The 20,036-nt window shown below is 70.6% G+C and carries 18 protein-coding genes; 3 read left to right on the top strand and 15 right to left on the bottom strand.

Features of this window, described 5'->3' with window-relative positions:
* Positions 1–2: 2 nt before the first annotated feature.
* The 9 genes from ACN20J_RS24025 to ACN20J_RS23985 form a co-directional block, all read right to left on the bottom strand.
* Positions 3–608 carry a hypothetical protein gene (locus tag ACN20J_RS24025; RefSeq protein WP_419666759.1) on the bottom strand — a complete coding sequence of 202 codons (606 nt, stop codon included), beginning with the start codon at positions 606–608 and terminating at the stop codon, positions 3–5.
* Complete coding sequence (locus ACN20J_RS24020) at positions 605–2,320, bottom strand: class I adenylate-forming enzyme family protein (protein ID WP_361991921.1); 1,716 nt, start codon at positions 2,318–2,320, stop codon at positions 605–607. The genes ACN20J_RS24025 and ACN20J_RS24020 overlap by 4 nt, the downstream gene beginning before the upstream one ends.
* Complete coding sequence (locus ACN20J_RS24015) at positions 2,307–3,191, bottom strand: hypothetical protein (protein ID WP_419666758.1); 885 nt, start codon at positions 3,189–3,191, stop codon at positions 2,307–2,309. Before ACN20J_RS24015 ends, ACN20J_RS24020 begins: the two co-directional genes overlap by 14 nt.
* Positions 3,188–4,432 carry a beta-ketoacyl-[acyl-carrier-protein] synthase family protein gene (locus tag ACN20J_RS24010; RefSeq protein WP_419666757.1) on the bottom strand — a complete coding sequence of 415 codons (1,245 nt, stop codon included), beginning with the start codon at positions 4,430–4,432 and terminating at the stop codon, positions 3,188–3,190. The genes ACN20J_RS24015 and ACN20J_RS24010 overlap by 4 nt, the downstream gene beginning before the upstream one ends.
* Positions 4,422–4,745 carry an acyl carrier protein gene (locus tag ACN20J_RS24005; RefSeq protein ID WP_419666756.1) on the bottom strand — a complete coding sequence of 108 codons (324 nt, stop codon included), beginning with the start codon at positions 4,743–4,745 and terminating at the stop codon, positions 4,422–4,424. Before ACN20J_RS24005 ends, ACN20J_RS24010 begins: the two co-directional genes overlap by 11 nt.
* Positions 4,742–5,017: an acyl carrier protein gene (locus tag ACN20J_RS24000; RefSeq protein ID WP_189843965.1), complete on the bottom strand. Its 276-nt coding sequence runs from the start codon at positions 5,015–5,017 to the stop codon at positions 4,742–4,744. Before ACN20J_RS24000 ends, ACN20J_RS24005 begins: the two co-directional genes overlap by 4 nt.
* A gap of 105 nt (positions 5,018–5,122) precedes the next feature.
* The gene (locus ACN20J_RS23995) at positions 5,123–6,487 is read right to left on the bottom strand and encodes a class I adenylate-forming enzyme family protein (protein WP_419668940.1); all 1,365 of its coding nucleotides are present in this window, start codon (positions 6,485–6,487) and stop codon (positions 5,123–5,125) included.
* 68 nt (positions 6,488–6,555) lie between these two features.
* A complete protein-coding gene (locus ACN20J_RS23990) occupies positions 6,556–7,806 on the bottom strand; it encodes a 3-dehydroquinate synthase II family protein (RefSeq protein ID WP_419666755.1) in 1,251 nt (416 codons plus the stop codon).
* Positions 7,803–8,624 carry a 2-amino-3,7-dideoxy-D-threo-hept-6-ulosonate synthase gene (locus tag ACN20J_RS23985; protein ID WP_364187728.1) on the bottom strand — a complete coding sequence of 274 codons (822 nt, stop codon included), beginning with the start codon at positions 8,622–8,624 and terminating at the stop codon, positions 7,803–7,805. The genes ACN20J_RS23990 and ACN20J_RS23985 overlap by 4 nt, the downstream gene beginning before the upstream one ends.
* A 546-nt stretch (positions 8,625–9,170) precedes the next feature.
* On the opposite strand from ACN20J_RS23985, the gene ACN20J_RS23980 reads away from it, so the two are divergent.
* On the top strand, positions 9,171–10,553 hold the full coding sequence (locus tag ACN20J_RS23980) for an MFS transporter (protein ID WP_419666754.1): 1,383 nt from the start codon (positions 9,171–9,173) through the stop codon (positions 10,551–10,553).
* A 69-nt stretch (positions 10,554–10,622) separates the two neighbouring features.
* Here ACN20J_RS23980 and ACN20J_RS23975 read toward each other — a convergent pair whose 3' ends face one another.
* Complete coding sequence (locus ACN20J_RS23975; RefSeq protein ID WP_419666753.1) at positions 10,623–12,014, bottom strand: S41 family peptidase; 1,392 nt, start codon at positions 12,012–12,014, stop codon at positions 10,623–10,625.
* Between the two features lie 281 nt (positions 12,015–12,295).
* On the opposite strand from ACN20J_RS23975, the gene ACN20J_RS23970 reads away from it, so the two are divergent.
* On the top strand, positions 12,296–13,957 hold the full coding sequence (locus ACN20J_RS23970) for a PH domain-containing protein (RefSeq protein ID WP_419666752.1): 1,662 nt from the start codon (positions 12,296–12,298) through the stop codon (positions 13,955–13,957).
* On the opposite strand, the gene ACN20J_RS23965 is transcribed toward ACN20J_RS23970, so the two are convergent.
* Positions 13,905–14,243: a MerR family transcriptional regulator gene (locus ACN20J_RS23965; protein WP_055618087.1), complete on the bottom strand. Its 339-nt coding sequence runs from the start codon at positions 14,241–14,243 to the stop codon at positions 13,905–13,907. The genes ACN20J_RS23970 and ACN20J_RS23965 overlap by 53 nt on opposite strands.
* Before the next feature lie 535 nt (positions 14,244–14,778).
* Between ACN20J_RS23965 and ACN20J_RS23960 the strand changes: the two genes are divergently transcribed.
* Positions 14,779–15,171: a hypothetical protein gene (locus ACN20J_RS23960; protein WP_189843972.1), complete on the top strand. Its 393-nt coding sequence runs from the start codon at positions 14,779–14,781 to the stop codon at positions 15,169–15,171.
* 170 nt (positions 15,172–15,341) lie between these two features.
* Here ACN20J_RS23960 and ACN20J_RS23955 read toward each other — a convergent pair whose 3' ends face one another.
* The 4 genes from ACN20J_RS23955 to ACN20J_RS23940 form a co-directional block, all read right to left on the bottom strand.
* On the bottom strand, positions 15,342–15,677 hold the full coding sequence (locus ACN20J_RS23955; RefSeq protein ID WP_189843973.1) for an SCO5918 family protein: 336 nt from the start codon (positions 15,675–15,677) through the stop codon (positions 15,342–15,344).
* Positions 15,678–15,880: 203 nt separating this feature from the next.
* The gene (locus tag ACN20J_RS23950) at positions 15,881–17,410 is read right to left on the bottom strand and encodes a DEAD/DEAH box helicase (protein ID WP_189843974.1); all 1,530 of its coding nucleotides are present in this window, start codon (positions 17,408–17,410) and stop codon (positions 15,881–15,883) included.
* Positions 17,411–17,729: 319 nt separating this feature from the next.
* Entirely contained in the window at positions 17,730–17,933 is a 204-nt protein-coding gene (locus ACN20J_RS23945; RefSeq protein ID WP_055611897.1) for a cold-shock protein, read from the bottom strand.
* A gap of 338 nt (positions 17,934–18,271) precedes the next feature.
* A complete protein-coding gene (locus ACN20J_RS23940; protein ID WP_419666751.1) occupies positions 18,272–19,900 on the bottom strand; it encodes an alpha/beta hydrolase in 1,629 nt (542 codons plus the stop codon).
* Between the last annotated feature and the right edge of the window lie 136 nt (positions 19,901–20,036).

Below are 20,036 nucleotides of genomic sequence, written 5' to 3'. Positions count from 1 at the left end.
GCTCAGCCCTCCGTGGCGGGGGAGGAGGCGGGAGCAGGGGCAGCGACAGGAGTGGCGACTCGCATCAGCAGTCGGCATGCCTTGTCGCCGTCGCGCAGACAGCTCTCGGCCCGGTTCTCCGTCAGGGTCACGCCGAGCCCCTCGGACCAGCCCGCGTGGATGTCGGTGCACGGGCACCGGTAGCCCTCCAGCGAACCGGCCATCCGGACCATGGTGATGGCGAAGTTCCGCCGCAGCGTGAGCACGATCAGGCCCTCGCCCTCGCCACCGTCCTTGTTGTTGCTCCCGCTCCCGCCCGCGTCCTCGACCTCGGTGGAGGCGTTGCGCAGCTCCCGGGGGAACATCCGGTCGCCGCACTCGTCGTAGCGGCGGCGCAGCTCCTCCAGGTCCTTGCCGTTGTCACCGCTGTCGGGGAGCGGCCCGGACCGGCGGCCGACGCGCTGCCCGACGTGGACGGCGACCTTGCGCAGCGCCTCCGCGTTGATCTCATTGGCGACCTGCTGCCCGAACCGGCTCGCCACCCCCTGGTACCAGTGGGCGTCGTGCTGCCACCACAGCCGGTACGCCTCCACCGTCTGCGCACGCTGGTTGACCTCGTCGGCACTCACAGCTGCCCCCTGGCGGCGAACCGGTCGCGCATCACGCGTTTCAGGACCTTGCCGGTGGCACCCTTGGCCACGTCGTCGGGCTTCATGCGCAGGGCGCGGGTGACCGGGGGGAATCCGGCGCGTACGAGAACGGCGTTGACCCGCGCGGTCCACACCTCGTCGCCGCTGTCCTCGGCGGTCTCGTTCTCCGTGGTCTCGTCCGCGAGTTGGAGCAGCGCGTACGCCTCGGCCTCGCCGTCGCCGTCCCAGTCGGCCCGTACGCCCTCGGGGGCGACCCCGACGACCGTGCAGTCGGCCAGCTCGGGCAGCTCCCGCAGCAGGAGTTCCTCGGTGCGGGTGCTGAAGAGGATGCCGTCGCGGGTGCGGACGGCGTCCGGGGCCCGGTCCAGGTGGTAGAAGTTGCCCTCCTCGTCCTGCTGGGCGAGGTCCCCCGTGAGCCAGTAGCCGCCCAGCCGCATACGGTTCCAGGTCAGCGAGTCGTTCCAGTAACCGGGCGTGAGAGTGGGCGACTTGAGGCCGAGGCGGCCGATCCGGCCGGGCGGCAGCGGGGTGCCGTCCTCGGCGAGCACGGCGGCCTCGGCGAAGCTGATGGGCTTGCCGACACAGCGCGAGTACGCCGAGGTGTCCTTGGTGTGCCGGTTGTGGAAGACGGAGTAGCCGGCCTCCGACGAGCCGAGCCCGTCCACGAAGACGGACCCCTCGACCCGTACGCGCCGCAGGTCCTTGCCCATCGTCTGGTGGCTGCCGTGCCGGACGAGGGCCCGGATGTGCGCCTCGTGGGCCGCGTCCCCGGTGTTGAACCACACCTGCACGCTCGACAGATCACGGTCCTCCAGCGTCTCGGCGGCCATCTCGCCGAAGGTCCCGGCGAAGGCCAGCACGGTGGTGGGCCCGAACTCCTCGATGGCGTCCAGCACTTGGGCGCCCCGCTGGCTGGAGAGCAGCTTGATGTCCGTGCGCAGCAGGAGGCAGTACAGCAGCGTCGCCACCATGGCGTTGTGCGCGCCCGGCAGCCCCACCAGCGTGCGTGCCATGTCGGTGCCGGTGGAGTAGCGCAGCCGGTGCACCTGCGCGTACATCAGTGTCCGGTGGGTGTGCGGAACTCCCTTTGGCATCCCGGTGGTTCCGGAGGAGTGCGAGATGAGCACCGGATCGGTGGGGTCGTGCCGGTACGGATAGGAGGAGGGGAGCAACTCGCGGTGCTCCGGGCGGATGTCGTCGGCGGTCACGCAGAAGCCGAGCCCTTCCGTAGCCTCCGCTCCGTCCGCTCCCTCTGCCCCCTTCGCCGCCGACAGCACGTCGTGGTGCTCGCGGTCGGTGAAGGCGCCGACCGCACCCTGCCGTCGTACGTACTCCCGGGCGGTCTCGGGAGGCAGATTGCCGTTGACGAACGACGGAACGGCTCCGAGAGCCGTCAGCGCCAGGAAGTTCACCGCGAACTCGGTGCTGGAGTAGGAGTGCACGGCGACCGGGTCGCGGGGCCGCACACCCTGGGCGGCGTACCAGCCCGCGTACGTCTCGACCGCCTCGTTCAGCTGCCCGAGCGTCAGCACCTCGGGCCGACTGCCGTCCGGCGCCCGCCAGCCGCCGTCCGTCCAGAGCACGGGTTCGTCGAGCGGTCGGCCGTACGCGGTCAGGCGCTCCAGTATGTTGCCGGCGCCGAGTTCGGTGTCGGAGCAGATCCGCGCCCGCTCCTGTCTACTGATGAGCATGGGTCTCCGTCTCGTTCCTTGCGTCGGTGTCGGCGGTGACGGTGAGGGTGAATGCGGGCGCCCGCGGGTCGGTCACCAGGACATGGCTGCCGCCCTCCCGCAGCAGCCGCCGGTGGAGCCCGACCAGGTCGAACAGGCTCTGGATGCTGCCGGGTTGCACACGTGTGCCGGTTCCGTCGGCGCCGGTCCCGCCGTCGCCTTCGTACGCCTCTGCCGACCGGACCGAGACCGGTGTTCCGGTGCCGGGACGGCCGAGCAGGACCGCCGCCGCGAGTCCGGCGTCCGCAGGAAGGGCCGAGGTCGGGGCTGGGGCCGGATGACCGTGGCTGTCGGCCAGTTCCTCGTACATGGCGGTCAGCCGCTCGCTGCCGCCCAGCTCAACGCCCAGCACCAGGACCCGGTCCACCTCCGGGTCCTCCAGGAGGAGGTCGGCCATGGAGAGCAGTTCGGTCACAGGGTCGTCGAGGGTGGAGAGGCTGAACATCTGACCGGTGATCCCGAACTCCCGGCTCAGATAGCCCAGTACGGAGTTGGGGGTGGCCTGCATGAACAGCAGCGGGTTGTGGACCCGCCCCGAGACCATGCGCCGACTGGCGAGATCCGCGGTGGTGGTATCGCCGGCCGTACTGGCCAGTGCGACCGCGGTACGCGAACCGTCCCCGGGCCGTTCGGCGAGGCACAGCCGGGCGGCCTCGTAGGCGAGCGGGCTGAAGGCCGACTCCACGAAGCCGGGGAGTCTCGGCAGCGGGATGTCGCCGTCCCGCCCGGTGCCGTGGGTGGCGGTGGCCGTGGAAAGGATGCCGAGGGACGAACGCAGCACGGTCTTGCGGGTGTTCTCGGCCGTGGTCGTGGTGCTCTCGGTCGGGGTCACGGCCGCTCCAGGACGAGTGCGGTGTTGGCGCCTCCGAAGGCGGCGTTGATGGTGAGGGCCCGGCGGGCATCGGTCCCGCGCGGCTCGTTCGGCACGTAGTCGAGGTCGCACTCCGGGTCGGGCGCGGTGTATCCGGCGGTCGGCGGCAGCACGCCGTCCGTCAGGGCCAGCATCGTGATCACGAACTCCACGACGCCCGCCGCCTCCAGGAGATGGCCGGTCGTGCTCTTGGTGGAGCTGACCGGTATCGACTCGGCCCGCTCGGGGAAGGCGGCCCGGAGCCCGCGGGTCTCGGCGCCGTCGTTGTACTTGGTGCCGGTGCCATGGGCGTTGACGTAGTCGAGGGTGGTCCCGTCCGGGTCGCCGGCGAGCCGCATCGCCTGCCGGGCCGCGCGGGCGAGTCCGACACCTTCCGGGTGCGGCTGGGCGATGTGGTGGGCGTCGGAGGCCGCCCCCCAGCCCACGACGCCGGCCAGCGACCGGGCCCCGCGACGCCGGGCGTGCTCGGCGGACTCCAGCACGACGACCGCCACACCGTCGCCGAGCAACAGCCCACTCCGGTCCGCACTGAACGGCCGCACCATCCCGTCCCGCGACAGCGCCCGCCCGGAATCGAACTTCCCGAACGTCTCCTCCTCCACCAGATAGCCACCCCCACAGACGGCCACGTCGATCCGCCCGGAGGAGATCAGCCGACAGCCATGAATGACCGCGGCAGCGGAGGCGACACAGGCATTGGTGAAGGTGAGCCGGGGCCCGACCAACCCGAGCTCCCCGGCGAGGAGTTCGGTCAACCGAGCGGGAACGGCATCGGCAACTTGCTCCACTTCCGTGGAGCTCCCGCGCACCGGTGTCTTTTCAGGGGCGCGAGGAACCGCGCACCCATCCACGACCGACCCGCACCCCACATCCGACCCGGCGCCCCGCCAATACCGAGTAACACTCGTATGATCCCCGGCCACACCGAGCAACACGGCAGCCTCAGCCCCTGGGGCAAGCCCCGCCATGGACAGGGCCTCGGCGCCACACTCGGCAAGGGCGTGCCGAAGGGCCCAGCCCTCAACACCCCCGGGACCGTCAACCGCCGCCCCCGCCACCGCCGTACGATAAGGCCCGGTATCGAACCGGGTCGTAGCCGTGAACGAAGGAACCCCCGCAAAAACCCCCCGCCGCAAGGCATCGGCCCCCACACCGAACGCGGTACGCACACCGAACCCGGTAACGGTCACCTCACCGCTCATCGGGACCCCCTTCCAGGCGGCCCGCCTGCGCCGCGCTCAGATACTCGGTGAGCCGCCGCAGCGAGGTGAACCCGGCGATGTCCTCATAGGTGGGCTCCACGACCACCCCGAACCGCTCCTCCACCACGTGAAGCAGCCACACCAACCCCAGGGAATCCAGGATGAGTTCGGTGTCCTCACCGAGCTCGTCGGGTACACCGGGAAAGATCTTGCGATCCGCCAGCAGCTCACGGACGGTGTCGGTGGTGAGAGGCGAGAGCGCGGGCACGGGCTCCCCCTCACGTGCGTCGCGCGCCGTGGCCCCCGTACTCATGCCTTCGCACCGCGTCGGACGATCTCGGCGACGAGGGAGCCGAGGGTCAGCGAGGCCAGCGGCTCGATGTCGGTGTCCGGTATCTCCACACCGAACCGCGTCTCCAGCCGCAACGTGAGCTCGATCAGACTCAACGAGTCCAGATCCAACCCACCGACGGTCACGGGACTCTCGTCGGTGATGCCGTCACGGCTCATCAGGATGTTCATCTCGTCGATTACGGTGCCGAGCACGAACTCACGGATCTCGTCTTCCAGGACAGACGTACTCATGATCAAAATCTCCAGTGAGGGGTAGAGCGCCCCAAAGGGGCGCGGGGAACTGCGCGACAAGCCACAACGGGCCAGCAGCCGACAAACGACCGTCCATACCCCGCCTCACCCAGCGGAGCGTTCACGCAACATCGCAGGCTGGCGCACCAACTTCCCGTTGGAAGTACGCGGCAACGCATCCAACAGCCGGACCACCCGGGGCAACTTGTAGTCGGCCAACCGCTCCCGAGACCACCGCAGCAACTCCTCGGAGGAAGTGGCGGCGCCCGTCACGACATACGCCTCGGTCACCCCGTCGTGAACGACAACCGCCTGCTCAACCGCGGGATGCTCCCGCAACACGTTCTCGACCTCGGTGAGATCCACCTTGAGACCGCCGATCACGACGAGGGAGTCGGCACGGCCGTACACCCGCACGGCCCCGGTGCCGTCGACCGAGGCCCGGTCCCGCGTACGCAGCCAGCCGTCCGCGTACTGCGTACCGCCGGAGTCGAAGAGGTACGGCGACTCGTCGAGGGCGACGTCCAGTTCGCCCCGCCGCACCTGTACGACCATGCCCGGTGCGGCCGGGCCGACCGACGGCCGCAGCGTGCCGCCGACGTCCATGGCGACCACCCCGCTCTCGGTGGTGCCGTAGGACTCGCCGACCGGCACCCCGTACCGCTCGGTGAACCGGGCGGCGACGTCCGGCGGCATCAGCTCGCCGCCCGACACCGCGACCCGCAGGTCGGGCAGTTCGGGGGGATCGACGGCGGCGGCGAGCAGTTCGTAGTGCATCGGCACCCCGAACACGGCGGTGACCCGGTGGTCCACGGCGGTGCGCAGGAGGTCGCGGGCGGATATCCGGGGCGCGAAGACGACGGAGACGCCGGCCGCCAGGGAGTGCAGCAGCCCGGCGACGAGGCCGAAACTGTGCGCCGTCGAACTGAGCAGCAGTACGCGGTCGCCCTCGCCCGGCATCCCGCCGATCCCGGCGAACCGGTCCACCTCGGCGGCGAGCGAGGCGGCGGTCCTGCCGATCACCTTGGGCCGCCCGGTGGAGCCGGAGCTGAACTGGACCAGCCGGTGCCCGGTGGCAGCGGGCCGCCCCGTTCCGCGGCACTCGGTGACGACCTCGTACTCGGGCCGGAAGCCGAAGGTCGCCTGGACGTTGGAGCCCGCCCGGACCATGAACTGCGGCCGGCAGGACGCGCAGAGCGCCGCCACCTCGGCCGGTTTGAGCCGGAAGTCGAAGAGCATCACCTGGGCGCCCAGCCGCCACAGCGCGAGCAGCACCTCGACCTGGGTGAAGCTGGGGGGAGTGCGCAGACCGACGGCGCTGCCCGGCCCGATACCGAACCCGGCGAACACGGCGGCCTGCTTGGCCACCCGTTCCCGTAACTCGCCCCGCGTAACGGTCTCCTGTTGATGCGTCAGATACGGCAGAGCGTCGTCCCGCGCATCGAGCAGCCGCCGGACCAGGGAACCCATCCCGTCGACGTCCACGGGACCACCGGACAGGTCGCTTTCTCTCAGGGGGTCTCTCAGGCCGCCGCCCATCAGACCTCCTTGCAGAACTCGCCGATGGGCAGGCCCACATGGCGCTTGTCCGTGGCCAGATAGCCGAGCAGTTCGTCGCCGGTCCGCAGTTCGGTGACGTTGAGGACCTTCCCGCCCGGGCCGAGCACCCGTACGTGCCAGTCGTCCTGCACGGTCAGACTGACCAGCCGTCCGTCCTCGGCGTGGGTACGGATCTCAAGCAGCGGCCGGGACTCCAGCTTGGCGCGGCCGACCACGACCCGCCGGGTGCGGCCGTCGGCGCCGACCCCGAGCAGGACACTGCCGGAACCGACCTCGCTGAGGTAGCTGGTGCGGTTGTCGGGCCCGAGCGTGTACGAGTGCAGGGCACCGGCGTTGACCCGGAACGGCCTGGTCGGCATGTACGGCAGGGGGTGCGTCTCGCTGCAGCACAGCACGAACCCGGAGGAGTACGAGCCGACGAGGATGCCCTCGTCCTCCTCGAAGTGCGAGCAGGTGTCCACGCAGACCCGGTCGCCGAGCCCGACGTGCCGGATGCTCTCCACGGTCAGGGTGGACAGCTCCAGTTGGGGGGTCGTCGCCTCCAACAGCCGTGCCAGCGCGAACACTTCGTCTGCACTGCGGGGCGTGAACAGGATGCCGTCCGAGCCGCGTTCGAGGACGTCGAAGACGATGGCCGCCTCCTCCAGACCGTCGACGACGGTCACCAGCTTGCCCTCGGCGGACTCCGCCGCGGCGAGCACGATCTCCAGCGGGATCTTGGTCGGATCGGCGAAGTGGATGACGGTGTACGGCAACGCCATTGCGCCCGCGCAGGACAGCGTCAGGGTGCGGTCGTCCCGTACGTCGATGAACCCGGCGGCGGGCGTGCCATCGGGACCACCGGTGTTGCCGGTGCCGCCGGCCGCACGGTTGTCGGCGGCGAGGGCGTCCAGCTCCTCCTGGGTGCCGAACTTCCGCAGCAGGAGGTCGATTCCGGTGCCGGCAGGAGAACTGCCCTTTCCGGAGGGGAGGTTGGCATCCTTCGCACCCCCGGAACCCTTCACCTCCTTGTCGCCGGGCTTGGCCTCGGGCCTGTCTCCGGGCTTCTTCGCGGCGGCAGGGCCCGAAGCGCCCGTCACCAGCACCCTGGTGACCGTCGGCGGCAGCGTCCCGAGTAACTCGGCGTCGGTGGCCACGACTCCGGCCATCCGGCTGTGGACGGCCGCGTCCACCACCGCCTGGAGCTGCGGACGGGGGACCTCACGGAGATCGATCCATGCGAACCTCATGCGACTCCTGCCACGATCGTCGAGTAGTTAGTCATGCTCATGTCATCCGAGAGGGTGTTGCCGCCGCCGTGCACGACCGCGGAGAGCCGGGAGACCAGCGCGGCGGGCGAGGGGGCCGAGAAGATCCGGCGACCGATGGCCAGCCCCCCGCAGCCGGTGGCCATCACGGCGGCCCCGTACTCGACCAGGTCGGAGCCGTCCGGCGGACCGCCGGCCGCGAGCACGGGGATCGGGCTGTTGGCCACCACCTCGGCCATCCGGTCGATCGGCAGCGCGACGGAGGTCTTCACCATGTCCGCGCCCAGGTCGGCGGCGACGTTGGCGAGATGGGCGAGGAGAGCGGGGTCGCGCGGATCCTCGATGCGGGGGCCGCGGGGGTAGACCATCGCGATCAGGGGCATGCCCCACACGTCGCAGGAACGGGCCACCGCCCCCAGGTCGGCGAGCTGCTGGGCCTCGGTGTCCGAGCCGATGTTCACGTGGACGCTGACCGCGTCGGCGCCGAGCCGCAGCGCCTCCTCGACATCGGCGACCAGCACCTTGGCGTGGACGTCGGCGGAGCGGGCGGTGCTGGCGCTCAGGTGCACCACCAGGGCGCAACTCTTCAGGATGTCCGGCGGGAGGGCGCTCGCCCGCCCTTTGTGGACGATGATCCCGTCGGCCCCGCCGGCCACCAGTGCGCGCAGCAGGTCGTCCCACTTGTCGGCGGGGACGATCGGGCCGTCCGAAACGCTGTGGTCGAGCGGTACGAGCAGGTGCCGGTCGTCACCCGCGAGCGAAAGTCTTCTCAAGCGTAATAGCTTGCCAGTTTTCAGCATGGGTAATGCGCCTTCCCAGCCCGGAGGCCGCATTTAAGAAAGCCGAACCGCGACATCCTGTTGCGGTCTCCATGTCCGAAAAACGATGGTCGTAGAACTTTCAAGTTCAGTCGGCCATCAGCATTCACGCGTAATCGGCCGTTGGCAAGGCGTGATCACCGGCAAATTTTTATGCGGGTTCGGGAATGAATATTGACAGTGATTTGACAGGTATGGCGGGGTTGACGCCGCAGGAGGGTGCTGTTCGTGGGGTGTTGGGCGGCAAATGGCGAGGTGGCGCGTGTGGTGTGCTCTATGCGCATTGAGGAGGTCTGCCCCCGCGCATGGCCGCATCGGACGCTTTACTACGGATGTCACGTGTAAATGGCAGACAATTCTCGCGCGCGTTCGGCTATTCGGACGTGTGGTTTTTCTTTCGGGCTTCCTTGTCGAAATTGAATTTCCGGGCTTAGGGTGACAGGCGCGCTCCGGAACGTGTTTCATGCGAGGCCGTCCCCCCATCTGCACCCGGACCGTGTGGCCCGGGCGTACCGGAAGTGACTCCCCATGCCTGATTTACCGTCCAAGACCGCTCCCGTGACCGTCGGCCCAAGACCGGCCGCGTCCCCTCCGCCGGCGGCGAGGACCGAGGCCCCACGGGTCGCCGTCGCCAGCCTGGTCGGCACCACGATCGAGTACTACGACTTCGCGGTGTACGGCACCGCGAGCGCACTCGTCCTCGGCCCCGCCTTCTTCCCCTCGGGCAACGCCACCGTCTCCTCCTTGGCCGCGTTCCTCACGTTCGCCGCGGCCTTCCTCTCCCGCCCCCTGGGCGTCGTCCTGTTCGGCACGATCGGTGACCGGCTGGGCCGCCGACGGGCCCTGGTCGCCTCGCTCCTCCTGATGGGCGTGGCCACGGTCGGCGTAGGACTGCTGCCCACGTACGAGACCGCCGGGCTCCTCGCCCCCGTACTGCTGGTGACGCTCCGTCTGCTCCAGGGCATCAGCATGGGCGGCGAGTGGGGCGGCGCGGTGCTCCTCGCCGCGGAACACGCACCGCCCGGCCGCCGCGCGCTGTACGCGTCCATCCCGCAGGCCGGCCCCTCGCTCGGCTTCCTGCTCTCCACCGCCGTCATCCTGCCCACCCTGAACATCGTGGGCCGGGACGGATTCGTCGAGTGGGCCTGGCGCATCCCGTTCCTGCTCAGCACCGTGCTCGTCGTGATCGGCCTGTGGGTGCGTACGACGGTCTCGGAGTCGCCGGTGTTCAGCGCGACGGCGGACCGCACGACGCGACCGCGGTCAAAGGCACCGGAATCGACGCCGGAGTCGGGATCCCGCTTTCCGCTGGGCGTGCTTCTCAAGCGGTACCCCCGCCGACTGCTGCTCGGCACGGGCGCGGCGATCGGCGGCTCGGCCGTCTACTACCTGACGATCGTCTACAGCATCTCGTACGGGCCGAAGGAACTCGGCATCCCCCAGAACACGATGCTGACGGCCGCGAGCATCGGCGCGGCGGCCGGAATCGCCATCACCCTCCCGGTCGCCAGGCTGTCCGACCGGATCGGCCGGCGCCCGGTGATGCTGACCGGAGCCGTCGGCTGCGTGGTGTGGGCGGTGCCCATGTACGCCTCCCTGAGTTCGCGCAACGGGCTGGTCATCACCGGCGCGTACACGGTCGGCCTGATGTTCCTGGCGCTGATGTTCTCCCCGGTGGCGGCCTTCCTCCCCGAACTGTTCCCCGCCCGGCTGCGCTACACCGGCGCCTCCGCGGCCTTCATCCTCGCCAACACCCTCGGCGGCGGCTTCGCCCCGCTCGTCGCCACCTGGCTGAACAGCCACTGGGAATCACCACTGGTCCTCGGCTTCTACACCGGCACCCTCTGCCTGCTGAGCCTCCTGTGCCTGCTGGCCCTCCCGGAGACCCGCGACGAGGAGTTCGACATCTGACGGGCACCCAATTCACGTACCGCGGCACGGACCGGTGGGACCGAGGACGGCCCACCGGTCCGTCACGCCCTACCGGTCCCGGTGGCGCAGCAGTTCCCGTGCCTTTGTCAGGGCGCTGTCGCGGCCCTGTTCGAACTCCTCCTCGGTGAAGACCGGGGTGCGGTGGTGCGGTGGGATGCCGGGCCCGTCGAAGGTGGTGCCGTCGGCCGTACGGAACTCCTCGTTGGGCACTGCGAAGCTCCAGCCGTTCGGCAGGGTGCGGTCCATGGTGTCGGAGAAGACGCCCTGGGTGTTCTGCCCGATCCGTACGGGCTCCGGGCTGCGTGCCATCAGCGCCTGGGTGAAGGTCTCGGCCGCGCTGACCGCCAGCGGGCCGGTGAGGACCGCGACCGGTCCGGTGAAGCGGAGCCCGTGGTGCGGCCGTACCGTGATCGGCTGCCCGGGCGTGAACCGGGTCGGGTCCCGGGGGTCGTTACGGGCGTACTTGGTGTACGCGGTGTACGGACGGTCCGTCAGCCGGGAGATGACGCGCAGCGCCAGCGGGTCGGCGCCGCCGCCGTTCAGCCGGACGTCCAGGACCAGCCCGGTCAGCCTCTTCCACGGAATCCTGTCCAGAGCCGCGTCCAGCTCCGCCTCCCACTTCGCGTACGACTCCTCTTCGGTGTAGCCCACGAAGCGGGTGATGCGCAGATATCCGGTGCCCTCCGGGAGGCGGGCGAACGACAGTGCCCCGCCCGCGTACTGCCGCAGCGGTACCCCGACCGCCTTCGCGACGGCCGTGTCGATCCGGGCGAGGTCCTCGGGTCCGTGCGGCGGTGTGTCGGGCCGCAGGCCTCCGAACTCCCGGTCCTTCCCGTCCGACAGCGAGGTGTGCGCGTCGTGGAGGGGCTCGATCATCTCCCGCAGGACGGCGAAGAGTTCGTCGTCGGTCGTGTCCTTGCCGACACGGGGCCGGTAGCGGTCGCGGACGGCCTGCCAGTCGATGTGCTTGGCGGCGAAGAAGGGGTAGTTCTCGGCGTAGGTCCGCCAGAAGACGTCGAAGACCGCGCGGGGATCGGCGGCGGGCTTCTTCGCGCACCGGTCGGGGAGCGCGGCCACCCGGTGCAGCGTACGGACCCCCGCGCTGGAGGCGATCCGCAGCCGCGCGGTCTCATCGCCCCGCGGAGTGACGGTGACGTCGACCGCCCCGCCGAACACGGGGAAGCGGCGACTGCCGTCCGCGGCCGTGTGCCCCCGCTGCTCGCCCTTCATGGTGCCCGGCAGACAGCTGACGGCGGTGGTGTCGTACGTCGTCAGGCGGCGGCCGTTCACGGCGACCGCCGTGCCGTAACCGTCCATCTGCCAGACGCCCTCCAGCGACGGTGTGCCCCTCCCGGCGGTGGCGCTCGCGGGCGTGGCGACACCGGTCAGGGTGAGTAAGGCGGACGCCGCGAGTGCGACGGTCAGGATGCGTGAGTGCATGGTCGGTTCCCCCTGGTCGTACGAATCGACGCTGCGCGGCCTCGCGCGATGGAGGCGCAGGGGCCGCGGCCACGGCCGCCCACCTCGTCCTTCCGCCCCGCCGCTCTGCTGTTCCCAGGATGTCGGCGGGGCGCGGACCGCACGATGGGGCTGGCTTGCGGACCGGCGGTGGTGCTGGCCCCAGCACACGGCGGGCGGCCCCGGTCGGCAGCGTCACCGGCCCGAACACTGCCGCATCCGGCACAGGCGGGCGCCGGACGGGCGGTGACAGGGTGTCGGGCATGACCGATGTGCGGGAAGTGATCTGCCGCCCCTTCGGAAGACGCGTCCTGTGGTTCTTCGCCGGGCTGGGGGCGGCCGGTGCGGGCGCGGCCGTGGTGCGTCTGGCGTACGGGGGCCCGGGCGTGGTGCTGGGCATCGGCCTGCTTCTCGTGCCGGTGGGCGGCTGGGCGTTGTACAAGGCGACCGCCCGGGTACGCGCCGACTCGTACGGCGTGCACTCCTGGACGCTGCTGCGCCGCCGGAGCCTGCGCTGGAGCGACATCGCCGACCTGCGCGTACGCCTGAAGTACGCGAACACTCCCCGGGTCCAGGACACCCGTGGCGTCAGCCTGTTGCTGCGCGACGGACGCAAGCTGCTCCTTCCGCTGCCGCGGAGCTGGTCCTACGACGATCCGGACTTCGACGCGAAACTGGACGCGTTCCGTGCGCTGCACCGGCTCCACGGAACGCCGGAGTCGGACCACGTCCCCGTCGTCTCGTACCGCACCGCCGGGCGCGGCTGGGCCGGGTCACTGGCCCTGTGCCTGCTGCTGCTCGGGGGCGCGGGCCTGGCCGCCTCGTTCGTGCCGAGCACCGCGTCGGGGGAGCGGGCGTGGCGCTCAGCCACCCCGTGCACCGCCGGGACGCCCGCCGCGGAGCGCGACGAGTGCCTGACCACCCTGACCGCCGTGATCGCACGGACCGAGGCCACCCGGTCCAGGAGCAAGGGCAGTTGGCTGTACTTCGTCGACGGCCGGCCGATGGAGCGGCTCGCGGTCTCGTCGGACGGCGCCAGGATGTTCGGGCCCGGCGACAGCGTCGAACTCACCGTCTGGCGCGGTGAGGTGCGGGAGGTCGTCGGCGAGCGTCAGGTGTACCGCCTGCACGTTCCCGCCTCCGGAGACCTGGCCGTCGTCGCGGCCGTGTGCCTGCTGGCCGCGGGCTACCCCGCCGCCCGGGTGCTGCTCCGACTGCGCGGGCGCCGGCTGCCCGACGACGAGGTCCTCCCCTCGGCCGTGCCGTTCGCGGGCGCGCTCGTCGGCACGGCCCTGTGGCTGCTGCCGCTCGCCCACCTCCACCCCACGACCCTGCTCACCGATCCCGTGGCGATCACCTGGGCGGCTACGGGATCGGCGGCCACCCTGGCCTTCCTCGTATGGGCGTGGCGCGCCACCCGTGTCCGTACACCCGGAGAGATCGACGCGACCGGAGTCACGGAAGTGATGGAAGTGACGGGAGTGTCGGAAGCGACGGGAGTGGCGAGAGGTACGGGCGAGGCCGGCTGGTTCGCCGAGGAGGAGGCGGGCGAGGCCGAGGACGACGTGTTCCTGGCCGCCCGCTTTCTGGAGCACACCGACTACAACCCGTACGGCTTCGGCACCCATGTCGTCCTCGGCGGCGGGCCGCTCGCGGTGACGCCCCACCCCGGACCGGGGAGGTTCGCGGCGAAGCCGGTGCCGGTGGAGCGGCTTGCCGTCAAGGAAGTGCGGCGCGTCCGGGGCGGCGACGGCGACACCGTCCCGAGCGGCTGGCACATCGCCGAACTCGACGACGCGGGCACCCCCGTCCGTCTCGCGGCGGCTCCGGACGACCTGAGCCGCATTCTCCGCGAGCTGGCCTCCGACCCACTCAGGCGGGAGTCTCGGGTGTCTCGTTCGCGGCGCGGCGGTACTCGGCGTTGATGCGCTGTGCTTCCTCGAGCTGGTCCTCAAGGATGACGATGCGGCAGGCGGCTTCGACAGGGGTCCCCTGGTCGACGAGTTCGCGGGCGCGCGCGGCGATCCGTAGCTGGTAGCGGGAGTACCGCCGGTGTCCGCCTTCGGAGCGGAGCGGAGTGATCAGCCGTGCCTCGCCGATGGCCCGGAGGAAACCCGGGGTGGTGCCGAGCATTTCTGCTGCCCGGCCCATCGTGTACGCGGGGTAGTCGTCGTCGTCCAGACGACCGCTGAGCGGAGTATCTGCTGTCATGTCACCTCGTTGACCAACGCGTCGAGGGGCCCTGGTGCCGTACGGCACCAGGGCCCCGAAGGAAATTGAACACCATCTGTCGGCTCTACTGCTGCGCCGACCTTCTGTTTCCGCAGTCCGGCCCGGGAGACGGGCGGGTATGCGGGGATCGCGAATGCGTGACCGGGGACCACCTTCCATTCCGGGGTCTTGCGGTACCCGGCCGGATGTTGCCCTGGCCGGGCGATCCTGATGGCGTCTGCTCCTTCCGTTCTTTCTCGGGACCTGTGGTGGAACTGTCGTCTTCTACCCGCCAGTTCGTGTCTGCCGGGTCTCTCTCGACCTTGTCTACGAGAGAAACACTAACCACGACGCGGGCCAATGTCTACTCTGGCGAGAGTAGATTTCGGTTCGCTTGAGGCGTAGGTATTCTGCGGTCCGCAGTGACGGCCGGTAACACCCGGTGACGCCGGGGCCGAGGCGGGTGTTACCGGGCGGGGCCGGGGCGGGGCCGTGCGGGTGAGGCCGGGCGCGCCGCTGAATAGACTCGGCTTCCATGACGAACCCCGACCGGCTCCTCGTGGACATCTCCGCCCTCGTGGAGTCCGGGCAGAGCAATCAGATGTCGCTGACCGTGGTGGTCGGCGGTGCCGTCATCACCGGCCGGCTCGCTCCGGAGGCCGTGTGGAGGGAGCGGGTGTCGGAGGTCCTGAACGACTCGGACCGCCTGGGCCCGTTCTCCGCGGTTTTCGGCGCCGAGCCGACAGATGGCGGTCAGGAGGGCGGCGACCGTGGCGGCCCCGGCGAGCCACCCGCGTATCTGCACTTCCACCTCGCCCGGATCCTCCAGGGCAACATCGGGATTCCCGAGACGGGCGGGATGTACCGCGTCGCGATCGAGGACGTCAGCGCCTGGACCGTGGGCGACGTCAGCTACTCCGACCACTGAACCGCCGAATCCGACACGCTCAACAGAGCCGTATCCGACACGCTCAACAGAAGCGACACGTTCCGCAAAAGACGATGAGGGCCCTGCCGACGCGCGTCGGCAGGGCCCTCATCGATGTTCCCGGCGTCAGCCGGGGGGTGCTGCGTGCCGGTGTCGGCTCGCGTCGGCCGTCACAGGCCCAGGGGGGCCGGAGCGGGGGCCGGGGCCGGGCTGCCGAGCAGCGCCGACGCGGTCTGGAGCGGTGTGGCGGCGACCGGGGCGGGCTCGGGCGCGGGGCCGGCCTGGCAGGTGAAGCCGAGCCGGGTCATGGCCCGTACGACCTCGCCGCTGGTGAAGTCACGGCGGTCCTGCCGGGTGATGACCTCGCCCACCTGCTTGACGGGGTAGTGGCGGCGGCCGATGATCACGGACTCGCCCGTGATGGCCTCGGGCTTGACGCCCTTCATCGAGTCCAGGACCCCGCTCTTGTCGAGGTCGAACGGGAACCGGGCGATGACGCAGCGCATGATGCCTCACAGGGAAGGGAGGGGTGGGGAGGGAGGAGAGGAAAGACCAGGGGGACCGGCACGGGCCGGCCGGGGGCCGATCGGCGGGAGAGCGCGAGAACGCCGGGCAACGCCCGGCACGCTCTCCCGGTGTCCGCCGGGAGTACGTACCGGACGCGGCCCGGGCCGCCTTCCGGCGAACGACGGGAACGCGGTGCCAGGACCTAGGCCGCCGCGCCGGCGGCGGACGGTCGCTGCGGAGTGCGGCGGGCCTCGCCGGTCGAGCGGCCCTTGCCGCCCGTACGGCCCCGACGGCCCCGGGACGACGTGGAGGCGCCGCGCCGCGGGCGGTCCACGACCGGAGCGGTGATGACGACCGGCACGCCCGAGGGAGCCTGGGCGCCGGTGATGCGGTTCAACTCCGCCTCGCCCGAACGCACTTGAGTGGTCTGCGGGGTGATGCCCGCGGCGGCCATCAGCCGGCTCATCTCACGGCGCTGGTTGGGGGTCACCAGCGTGACGACGCTGCCGGACTCGCCCGCGCGGGCCGTACGGCCTCCGCGGTGCAGGTAGTCCTTGTGGTCGCTGGGCGGGTCGACGTTCACGACCAGGTCGAGGTTGTCGACGTGGATGCCGCGGGCCGCGACGTTGGTCGCCACCAGCACCGTGACGTGCCCGGTCTTGAACTGGGTCAGCGTCCGCGTGCGCTGCGGCTGGGACTTGCCGCCGTGCAGGGCCGCGGCCCGGACACCGCTGTTCAGCAGGTGCTCGGTCAGCCGGTCCACCGCGTGCTTGGTGTCCAGGAACATGAGGACCCGGCCGTCGCGCGCCGCGATCTCGGTGGTCGTCCGGTGCTTGTCCGCGCCGTGCACGTGGAGGACGTGGTGCTCCATCGTGGTGACCGCGCCCTGGGACGGGTCGACGGAGTGGACCACCGGGTCGGCCAGGTAGCGGCGGACCAGCAGGTCGACGTTGCGGTCGAGCGTGGCCGAGAACAGCATCCGCTGGCCCTCGGGCCGCACCTGGTTGAGCAGTTCGGTCACCTGCGGCATGAAGCCCATGTCGGCCATCTGGTCGGCCTCGTCGAGGACGGTGATGGCGACCTGGTTGAGGCGGCAGTCGCCGCGCTCGATGAGGTCCTTGAGCCGGCCCGGCGTGGCGACGACGACCTCGGCACCGGCGCGCAGCGCACCGGCCTGTCGCCCGATCGGCATCCCGCCGACCACGGTGGCGAGCCGCAGCGACACGGAACGGGCGTACGGGGTGAGCGCGTCGGTGACCTGCTGCGCCAGCTCGCGGGTGGGTACGAGGACGAGCGCCAGCGGCTGCCTCGGCTCGGCGCGCAGTCCCGCCGTACGGGCGAGGAGCGCGAGACCGAACGCGAGGGTCTTGCCGGAGCCGGTGCGGCCACGGCCGAGTACGTCACGGCCCGCGAGGGAGTTCGGCAGGGTCGCCGCCTGGATCGGGAAGGGCACGGTCACGCCCTCCCGGCCGAGCGCGGCCAGTAGCTGCGCCGGCATGTCGAGCTCGGCGAACGCCTCGACGGCGGGCAGCGCGGGGGTGGTCGTCACCGGCAGTGCGAACTCGCCCTGCGGGGCCGACCGTTGACGGCTGTAGCCGCCCTCGGAGCGGCGCGAGCCACCGGAGTAGCCGCCGGAGTAGCTGCCGCCCCTTCCGGAGCCCGAGCCGCCCGTGCGGGTGGATCCTCCCGAACGGGTGCGGGAGAAGCGGTCGTTCGTGCGTGTGCGGTTCATGCGGAACCTTCCTTGATGAGGCGCGTATCAAGGAATTCCCGCAGCAAATGAGCAGCGCAGAGAATTGCAAGAACGAGCCGAAGAGAATGGGGGGCCGAATCGGATCGGCGGGGAATGCTCGCGGGATACGTCGCTGAAGTGCGGGGCGATATTCCGGCGGTGTGGCCGGGTATTCCGTTCGGGAGGGTCCGGCAGTATGTCAACCGGAGCGTCGGTCCGAGCATTCCCGATGAGCGGGAGGGTGCGGGTTTTCTGGAATGCAGCGAGCTGGGGCCCGCACCCCAAGGTGCGGGCCCCAGCTGCGAAGTACGCGTCAGCGTCAGGCGGGAACGATGTTCTCGGCCGTCGGGCCCTTCTGGCCCTGGGCGATGTCGAAGGTGACCTTCTGGCCCTCCTGCAGCTCGCGGAAGCCCTGGGCGGCGATGTTCGAGTAGTGGGCGAAGACGTCGGCGCCGCCGCCGTCCTGCTCGATGAAGCCGAAGCCCTTTTCCGCGTTGAACCACTTCACGGTGCCTGCAGCCATGTCAAATCTCCTTCGGGGGTGCGTCGGAATCCACAACTTGTGAAATCCGAGTCGCGTGATGATCGCCCCGTCTTCAAGATTTCGGGAACCACAACTGCAACTGAGATCGAGAGTAGCACGCTGCGGTCGGGCGTGTGCGGAGGATAATTCTGCTCTGCCTGTCGAGGAAGGAATGTTCATCGCGCGTCGTGTTCATTTCTTACTTCGCGGGCACAGATATTGACGCGCCAGGGGCGCCGGGCCGGGAAGGGCCCGACGCCCCTGGCGTCGATCGGTGTCGGTCGACGTCGGCCGATGTCGGTCAGTGTCGGCCGGTCAGTGTCGGTCCGGCTGGTGGGTCAGCGCAGCGAGCCGAGCCGGTCGAGGCGCTCGTTGACGCCGTTGCGGAGCTCGCCGAGCGTCGTGCCGGGCGGGGCCACCTTGGGCGTGACGGTCGGCGGCTGGGTCTCGTCCGCGCAGGTCGCGCCCTTGGCCGGGACCTTCAGGTCCACCAGGTAGCCCGTGACCGCGTCCGTCGCGCAGGCGCTCCGGCCGAAGGCGGTGTGGCCCTCTGCCTTGAACGTGAGCAGCGAGGCGTTGTCGAGCTGCAGGGACAGTGCCACCGCGTCCTGGTAGGGGGTGTCCGGGTCGCCGGTGGTGCCGAGGACCAGGATCGGCTTGGAGCCCTTGGCACGGTAGGAGCCGTCGTAGCGGCTGACGCGCTCGCCGGGCCACTGGGTGCAGGCCGTGGCGTGCTGGTGGTCGTACGTCGGCGGGCCGAAGGCCATGGCCGGGCCGAGCAGCGGTGCCGCCTTGGCGTAGGCCGTGACGTTCCGCTTCAGCAGGGCCTGGTCGCGCGGGTAGTCCCTGTCGACGCACTCGACGACCACGTTCGGGACCAGGAAGTCGAAGCTGCCCGGGGACGGCGGGCGCAGCAGGAACGAGGTGTTGTCGCGCTGCTGGGCCTTGCGCAGGGCCTCGCCGAACGCGGGCCAGATGACCTTGCCCTCGTTGATGTTGAACATCAGCCGGTAGACCAGGGTGTAGCCGTTGGCCAGCCCGCCGCTCGCGGTCGGCACCGGGTTGGCGTCCAGGTCGCGCTTGAGCTTCTCGAACGCCGCCCGGGGGTCGCCGTCCCCGAACCCGCAGGTGGCCTGGTCGGCCTTGCACCAGTCGAGGAAGCGGCTCATCGCGCCGTCCAGGGCCAGGTACTGGGGCTTGTCGTAGGAGTACGGCTGGTTGGCGTAGTGCACCGGGTCGTACGCACCGTCGAGGGCCAGGGCGCGCACCCGCTTCGGGAACAGGGCGGCGTAGACCGTACCGATGTACGTGCCGAACGACCGTCCGTAATAGGTGAGTTGCTCCTCGCCCAGGGCCTGGCGGAGCAGGTCGATGTCACGGGCGACGTACTCGGTGCCGACGAACGGCAGGAGGTCGGCCGACTTGTCCGTGCAGGCCTGGTTGAACTCGGCGGCCTCGCGCAGGGCCGGGCCGAAGGCGTCGGGGCCCGGGGCGCCCTTCGCGTCGGTGACGGCCTTGGTGTAGCGCGCGTCGTCCCAGCACTCGAGCGCCGAGCTGCGCGCGACGCCTCGTACGTCGTATCCGAAGACGTCGAACGAGTCGCGCAGGGCGGCCGGCAGGTCGTCGTAGTTGCCGCGGACGAAGTCCACGCCGGAGTTGCCCGGTCCGCCGGGCTGCATGAAGAGCGTGCCCTTGCGCTTCGTCTGGTCGGCGGCCTTCTTGCGGATCACCGCGAGGGTGATCTTGCGGCCCTCGGGTGCCCGGTAGTCCAGCGGCACGTCGGCGTTCGCGCATTCGAAGCCGCCCTGGCAGTCGGTCCAGGAGAGGGACGGCACCGGCGGGGCCGGCAGCGGGACCGTCGAGGCGGTCGCCTTCGCCGCCGCCGTCGGGTCCGCCTGGGCGGCCGTCGCCTGGGCCCCCGACCCGGCGACGACGAGTGCGGTCACGGCGGCGGCGGTGATCCTCAAGCGGCTGAGGCCTTTCCGTGCCCCGGAACCGGAACCGGAAGCGGACCTGAATCTGAGCCGGTGCGTCGAGCGGCCGTCCCGGCCGGGCAAGACATGATCGTGCGTTGTCACTGCGTGGTTCCCCTCGGGCTGGTGT

Origin of the sequence: Streptomyces sp. 2-1, from assembly GCF_048564895.1 — a bacterium.
Lineage (GTDB): Bacteria > Actinomycetota > Actinomycetes > Streptomycetales > Streptomycetaceae > Streptomyces > Streptomyces phaeochromogenes.
The sequence above is the reverse complement of the archived record's forward strand: the minus strand, read 5'-3'. Positions and strand labels throughout refer to the sequence as shown.